Origin of the sequence: Stutzerimonas stutzeri (assembly GCF_013522825.1) — a bacterium.
Classification (GTDB): domain Bacteria; phylum Pseudomonadota; class Gammaproteobacteria; order Pseudomonadales; family Pseudomonadaceae; genus Stutzerimonas; species Stutzerimonas stutzeri_AK.
This window is the reverse complement of sequence record NZ_JAAMQZ010000016.1, coordinates 108,266-114,700: the sequence shown is the minus strand read 5'-3', so window position 1 is coordinate 114,700 and position 6,435 is coordinate 108,266. Positions and strand designations below refer to the sequence as shown.

Below are 6,435 nucleotides of genomic sequence, written 5' to 3'. Positions count from 1 at the left end.
TGACCGTCGAAGCCGTCAATCGGACAGTAGCGAGGATCAATCTACGCCCGCGCAAGCGCTTGGGCTGGAAGACGCCGTACGAAGTGCATACAGGGGTGAGCGTTGCACTTATGTGTTGAATTCAGGAGTTCATAAACAATTTTCCGGGCCGGACGTATCACTTCCAGCCGGTCTTGGAGAGGCTGCAATATGTCGTTCCAGAGATAGTCGGCTCAGCCCCTTTCGTAATTTTGGAGGGGATCTCGGATTACTACGCCTTCAAAACGGCATCGATCACGTGTGACATCCCGATAAAATTCACGATCGTCCCTGGCGTCGGTTCGAGTGCGCTTGGGAATCTGATCAGCTTTCTGATGGGGCGAGACGAGAAATTCATCGTTCTCCTAGATGACGACAAAGCCGGTCGACAAGAGCGTGAGCGATACCGGAAAAAGTATCTCCTACCTGATCGGCTCGTCATTACTTATGCCGATATTGATACGGCCTATGAGACCGGAGCGCTGGAGTTCCTTGTGGGTGAGGACAGTCTCAGGATTGTCCAAGACAAGCTGAGCTTGAGTACATTGCCCAGCAAGGATCAGTATGGGCTGTATCTCGCCGAGCAGTACCATAAAGCGGGAGCACGCGCGGGCATCTTCTCCCCGCAAGGGCTTGAGAATTTACACGCAGTGCTTCGTTTCCTTGCCCGGCAGTTCGAGCAGTCTTGAGTAGATCCGATAGCCCTGGATTTTGATCTTCGTGATCATCTGCTCTCCTTAGGTGAATGGCATGTCCGAGTAGTCGGTGCATTACTCATAGTGGAGCTCACCAAATAGTCCAATCATGAGGTCGCCGTCCAGAATCTCAAAAGGAAGGGTGACGTACTGGTCAGGGTGCCGAGGCTTGGCCTTTCCATCGTGTGGTGCATTCTTTGTGTGCCCTTGAACCTTTTCCCCGCTCTCCTTGATATAGGGAAGCACGACGATCCGGCCATGGTTCTTGGATAAGATCGTTCCCTCGTACCACAAGGTGTTTCCTTCATCGCTGCTGGACTCGCCATCCGTGTTTTTCAGCACCCACCGTGGCACCACGTCGTCCTCATACCAGAACACGAAGCCACCGCAGACCACTACTCTCTGGCCGCGCATCCTCGCCTCGGCAAGCATTTGCTTGACGCTCGCTAACTGCAGCAGCTGATTGGCTCTGGGAAGAAGCAGTGCCCGAATCTGTGCTTTCGTTCTCCCCCAGTGATCTGCTCCCGAAAGACCGAATCCTTTGGCTGTCACCTCTCGCAGGCAAATCTGCGAGCGTTTGGGAGACAAGGCTCCGATCTGTTCCCACGTCTGGTCTTCGGTACGACGAAGGCACATGTTGAATCTCGGGATGGCAACTATCTCCAGGTAAGGAGCGCGCTCAAGCTCCTGGTAGAGGGGTTGTCGCAAGCTTTCCATCGTATTGTGCAGTTTCAGCTCCTGCATGTTGGGACGGGGCAAATGGGCGTTTCGCTTGATTGCTTCGCGCTCCATGAGCTCTTCTTCTGCGTGGATGCGACGCGCCGCCGTCAGTGCTTTCTCGACTTTCAGGGTGGTTGAGCTCTGAAGCACAGGATCTGGTACCGCCTGAGCCACCAGTTCATTGGTGCGGCTGTTGAACTCGTCTGCCGCTTCCATGGCCTCCTCGTAGGAGGCGAAAACAGCCGCCCTCGCATGGCCACTGCCGTTATCGTAGAAGTAACGCTTCCAGGACAGCTGGGACTCGGGGAAGAGCTTTAGTGCTCGCAGCTGCCACGTCCATCCGATGCGGAATTGCCGGAACGGAAGAACTGCCAAGGTGGGCATTGAGTGGTATGGCATCTGATCTAGGCGCATCGATTCTCCCTGCTGTTTGCGTCTTAGCGTCTGCGGAAGCGCTGGAGCTGATCCTAGGGCGATTGATTTCCCCGACACCATGGATAGCACATTGCCAGGATGAGTCAATTTCTTGGCTAGAGGCCCCGTATTTCGGGGGCTTCAGGAGAAGATGAGCTTTGGAAAGGACTTTAGAAAACTGGTGGTTTATCCAGTATTAGGGGTTGCGCAGGTAATGTGCAAAAGCTATAATGCACATATACCAAGTTGCTTGGAAGGCATTACAAGTCAGCGTAATGTGCAGTAAAAGTGGGGGGTGAAGCTATTCGGCGTGCCCTTCAATATCGCCAGCTATGCCTTGTTGACGCTGATGGTGGCGCAGGTCTGCGACCTCGAGCCCGGCGAGTTCATCTGGAGCGGCGGTGACTGCCATCTGTACGCCAACCACCTGGAGCAGGCCGATCTGCAATTGACCCGCGAGCCGCTGCCATTGCCGACGATGAAGCTCAATCCGCAGGTGAAGGATCTGTTCGCCTTCCGCTTCGAGGATTTCGGGCTGGTCGATTATCAGGCGCATCCGCACATCAAGGCGCCAGTAGCGGTGTAGCTCCTGAACTTTGGTCGCAAAAGCTCGCTGGTTTAATCACGTTGTCATATTTGCCCTATAGACTCGACCGAATCGTTTTCAGGGAGCTATGGCATGCGCAGGGTCGTGTTCAATCAGAAGGGGGGTGTCGGCAAGTCCAGCATTGCCTGCAATCTGGCTGCTGTCAGCGCCTCACAGGGTTATCGCACGCTGCTGATCGATCTCGATGCCCAGGCCAACTCCAGCCATTACCTCACCGGGATGACCGGGGTTGATATCCCTACCGGCATCGCGGATTTCTTCAAGCAGGTGCTGGCAGGTGGCGCGGCGGGCAAGAAGGCGCGTCCGCCGATCATCGAAACGCGCTTCGACAACCTGCACCTGATTACCGCCACCGCCGAACTGGCGGATCTTCAGCCCAAGCTCGAAGCCAAGCACAAGATCAACAAGCTGCGAAAGTTCCTGGACGGCCTTGATGAGGACTATGAGCGCATCTATATCGATACGCCGCCAGTGCTCAACTTTTATACGGTTTCTGCGCTTATCGCGGCTGATCGGTGCCTGATTCCTTTTGATTGCGACAGCTTCTCCCGGCAGGCCCTGTACGGCCTGCTCGAGGAGATCGAGGAGCTGCAGGAAGACCACAACGAGGCTTTGCAAGTCGAAGGCATCGTGGTCAACCAGTTGCAACCACGGGCAGCGCTGCCGCAGCAGATGATCGACGAAATGCTGGCCGAGGGGCTTCCGGTCCTGCCTGTGCATCTGATGAGTTCGGTGCGGATGCGCGAATCGCACCAGGCCTGCATGCCGTTGATCCATTTCGACCCACGCCACAAGCTGACCCGGCAGTTCGTCGAGCTGCATGAATACCTTGAGGGCGCGCCTGATTCGTAGCGCGCTTCAGCGTGCGATCAGTATGTCGCAGGGCGGCTGGTCGAGGTATTGCCGGGTCAGGCTGCCGAGCAGTGCGCTGCTCATCTCGCCGCGGCTATGGCCGCCGAGGGCGAGCAGTTGCGGTTGCAGTTCGGCAATGGCCGAGTCCAGGCAGTTGCTGCGCTCACCCTGACGCAGGGTCGATTTGAGCAATGCGCCATTGTCGTCCAGCTCGTCACGCAGGTCCCCGATCAGTTGCTCGAACAGCTCCTGCTGCAGCGCCAGCTCGTCTGCGTCCGGGCTGTGCACTTCAGCCACTTCGTGGATATTCAGCGCGGTCAGCTCGGCGGCGACCGGCAATAACTGCCAGGCCGTCTGCAGGGCGCGGCTGGCGCAACGCGAGTAGTCCAGTGCGGCCAAGGCGCGGGAGTAGGGCTGTGCCGGCGCGACGGCCAGCAGCAGGGGAATCGGGCAGGCCAGCAGGATGCGCTCCAGGGTGGTGCCGGCGAAACCCTGGGGTGACTGACGATGGTGCTGGCCGAGCACCAGCAGGTCCGCTTCCAGCCCGGTCGCCTGGGTGAGGACTTCCTCCACGGGGCGTCCGCGGCGGATCCAGGGTTGCAGCTCGCCGAACCCCGTCTCCTCCAGCCTTGCATGCAGATAGCTGCGGGCCTGTCGCTCATCGCCGTGCTCATCCAGCACGTGCAGCAGGCTCAGGCGTGCATTGCCTTGGCGTGCCAGTTGTGCTGCGCGGCGCAGCGCCAGGTCGGCTTCCGGACTGAGGTCGTGGGCGACGAGTATGTGCTGAACCATGCTGGCCTCGCGGGCTGAACGAAGGTGAGCAGTATGCCGCGCAGTCCTGTAGTTGTCCTGTGTGGCGGCGTCGCAGCGCCGTTGCCAGAGGCGCAAATGCACGGCGGCGGGCCGCCGAGCTTTTTTCGACCGGCGGCTGCCGCTATGCTGGCGTTCATTCAAGCAGGAGCGAGTGATGAGCAAGGTCAGTGTGCTGGTGGTGGATGACGCGCCTTTCATCCGTGATCTGGTCAAGAAAGGGCTGCGCGGTCATTTTCCGGGTATCCGCATCGAGGAAGCGGTGAACGGGCGCAAGGCCCAGCAGATGCTCGATCGTGAGCGTTTCGACCTGATTCTTTGCGATTGGGAAATGCCCGAGATGTCCGGACTGGAGTTGCTGGACTGGTGCCGCGGACAGGAACGGCTGAAGAGTGTGCCATTCATCATGGTCACCAGCCGTGGTGACAAGGAAAACGTGGTGCAGGCGATCCAGTCCGGGGTGTCCGATTTCATCGGCAAGCCCTTCACCAACGAGCAACTGACCGGCAAGGTGCGCAAGGCGCTGGGGCGGGCCGGCAAGCTCGATGCGCTGGCTGCCAGTGCGCCCGTACGCACTCTCTCCACGGGCCTTGCCAACGATTCGCTGGCTGCGCTGACCGGAGGCAAGGCCGAGGTGCTCAGGCCGGCGGCGCCCAGCATTCCAGACGCGCTGGAAAACCCGACGCCGACTGCTGCCGCGCCGCTCATCGCGCCACGCATGGAAAAGCCCGCCGCCGCCAGCGGGCGCGGGCAAGGACAGTTGCGCCTGGCTTCAGGCACGCTCACCTGTGTGATCAAGGCACTGAGCCTCAAGGAAGGATTGCTGGTGATCCGGCGTGGGGAAAAGCTGCCGCAGGTGCTGGAGGGCGCCGTGCTCGATCTGGAACAGGGCGAAGCCGGTGAAGTGGCTAGGCTCAACGGCTATCTGCATGCGGTGGCCGCGTTCGAGCCGAAACCCGATAGCGAATGGCTGCAGCTGACCTTCCGTTTCGTCGATCGCGACCCGCAGAAACTTGACTATCTGTCACGCCTGATCGCCCGTGGCACGGCGCAGCGGCATTTCATACCCGGCGCCTGAGGCGGGGAAGGCTCCACAAGACGTGCCGTGTATTGCGCTCCGGGTCGCGACCTTCCGTCGGATCCTGTTGATTGCCGCGCATCCCGGTGATGATCCGCTTCACACCCCGGCGGTTGGCAGCTCGCGCGAAGGCAGTTGCGCTGCTAGTCTGCGGCTTCTGCACACACCATGAAGTTGCCGTTATGTCGGGACGCATTTTTGCGCTGCTCGGATTGTCCTTGCTGGCCCTGCCGGTCTCGGCGTTGACGATCTACAAATACACCGATGCCAATGGCGTGGTCACCTACAGCGACCAGGCCGTACCGGGCGCAGCCGTGTTCACCTTCAATGACCGTATGGTCGAAAAGCTCGACAACCAGGTGAAACTGGAAACGCGCAAGCATGCCGCCGGCGAAACCCTGCTGGTGCGCAACGACCTCTATGCGCCGGTGGACATCGAGCTGAAGTTCGATGGCGTGCAGAATGCACTCGGAGTGCCGGACAAACCGATTCGCTGGGTACTGCCGCCACGCAGCCAGATTCGTCTGGCGACGCTCGCGCCGCGTGATCCGTCCCGCCCGCTGAAATACACGCCCAGGCTGCGGCACGCGCTGGGTGATCCGCGTCTGCTGCCCAAACCCTACAAGTATCCGCTTCCCTGGCGCGGCGGACCCTTCCGTCTGACCCAGGGCGCCAACGGCCAGTACAGCCATTTCACGCCCAAGGGCCGCTATGCGGTGGATATCGCCATGCCCGAGGGCACGCCCATCGTGGTGGCGCGTGGCGGCATGGTGGTACGGGTGGAGAACGAGCAGAGCGGGCGCGGCAACAATCCCGCAGGCAACTTCGTGCGCATCCTGCATGACGACGGCACCATGGGCGTCTATCTGCACCTGATGAAGGGCTCGGTGGCGGTGCGCGAAGGCCAGCGCGTCAGCGCCGGCAGCAGCCTCGCCCGCTCGGGCAACACCGGCAACAGCACCGGCCCGCATCTGCACTTCGTGGTTCAGCGCAACGTCGGCCTGACGGTCGAGTCGATTCCCTTCGAGTTCTCCCGACCGGTGGGCAGCCTGCCGAATTTCGCCGTGGGTGGGGAATAAAGGCCGAGAAAAGCCGATAAAAGCGCTTGAGGCTGGAAGGCTGGACGAAAAAGCGGAGCGATTCTGTTCAGCCGTAGGTCGGGTCACGCTTCACCGACCCGACGAGCGGAGGTGAAACCAGAGGACAAGCTTGACGGGAATCCGGCACACCCCCGTAGCCTG

6 protein-coding genes and 2 pseudogenes are annotated in these 6,435 nt (G+C 60.0%); 6 read left to right on the top strand and 2 right to left on the bottom strand.

The window, feature by feature from the left end; all coding sequences use genetic code 11:
* Positions 1–119 (top strand): annotated as a pseudogene (locus G7020_RS12240) (IS30 family transposase); the annotation flags it as partial.
* 54 nt (positions 120–173) lie between these two features.
* Positions 174–707, top strand: coding sequence for a hypothetical protein (locus G7020_RS12235; RefSeq protein WP_181084761.1), 534 nt, complete (start codon positions 174–176; stop codon positions 705–707).
* An 81-nt stretch (positions 708–788) separates the two neighbouring features.
* Here the strand turns inward: G7020_RS12235 and G7020_RS12230 are convergent, their stop codons facing one another.
* Positions 789–1,847 carry a hypothetical protein gene (locus G7020_RS12230; RefSeq protein WP_069552305.1) on the bottom strand — a complete coding sequence of 353 codons (1,059 nt, stop codon included), beginning with the start codon at positions 1,845–1,847 and terminating at the stop codon, positions 789–791.
* A gap of 307 nt (positions 1,848–2,154) precedes the next feature.
* On the opposite strand from G7020_RS12230, the pseudogene thyA reads away from it, so the two are divergent.
* Positions 2,155–2,433: pseudogene (thyA, locus tag G7020_RS12225) on the top strand (thymidylate synthase); the annotation flags it as partial.
* 93 nt (positions 2,434–2,526) lie between these two features.
* On the top strand, positions 2,527–3,306 hold the full coding sequence (locus tag G7020_RS12220; protein WP_181084759.1) for a ParA family protein: 780 nt from the start codon (positions 2,527–2,529) through the stop codon (positions 3,304–3,306).
* 6 nt (positions 3,307–3,312) lie between these two features.
* Here G7020_RS12220 and G7020_RS12215 read toward each other — a convergent pair whose 3' ends face one another.
* Positions 3,313–4,098, bottom strand: coding sequence for a universal stress protein (locus G7020_RS12215; RefSeq protein WP_181084757.1), 786 nt, complete (start codon positions 4,096–4,098; stop codon positions 3,313–3,315).
* A gap of 175 nt (positions 4,099–4,273) precedes the next feature.
* Between G7020_RS12215 and G7020_RS12210 the strand changes: the two genes are divergently transcribed.
* Both G7020_RS12210 and G7020_RS12205 read left to right on the top strand, forming a co-directional pair.
* Positions 4,274–5,194, top strand: coding sequence for a response regulator (locus G7020_RS12210; protein WP_181084755.1), 921 nt, complete (start codon positions 4,274–4,276; stop codon positions 5,192–5,194).
* 182 nt (positions 5,195–5,376) lie between these two features.
* Entirely contained in the window at positions 5,377–6,273 is an 897-nt protein-coding gene (locus tag G7020_RS12205) for a peptidoglycan DD-metalloendopeptidase family protein (protein ID WP_181084753.1), read from the top strand.
* Positions 6,274–6,435: the final 162 nt, after the last annotated feature.

What these genes read in the sequence shown, in the direction of transcription:
- G7020_RS12230 (WP_069552305.1), bottom strand. Translation starts at nt 1,847, where the DNA reads ATGCGCCTAGATCAGATGCCATACCACTCAATGCCCACCTTGGCAGTT.
- G7020_RS12220 (WP_181084759.1), top strand. Translation starts at nt 2,527, where the DNA reads ATGCGCAGGGTCGTGTTCAATCAGAAGGGGGGTGTCGGCAAGTCCAGC.
- G7020_RS12215 (WP_181084757.1), bottom strand. Translation starts at nt 4,098, where the DNA reads ATGGTTCAGCACATACTCGTCGCCCACGACCTCAGTCCGGAAGCCGAC.
- G7020_RS12210 (WP_181084755.1), top strand. Translation starts at nt 4,274, where the DNA reads ATGAGCAAGGTCAGTGTGCTGGTGGTGGATGACGCGCCTTTCATCCGT.
- G7020_RS12205 (WP_181084753.1), top strand. Translation starts at nt 5,377, where the DNA reads ATGTCGGGACGCATTTTTGCGCTGCTCGGATTGTCCTTGCTGGCCCTG.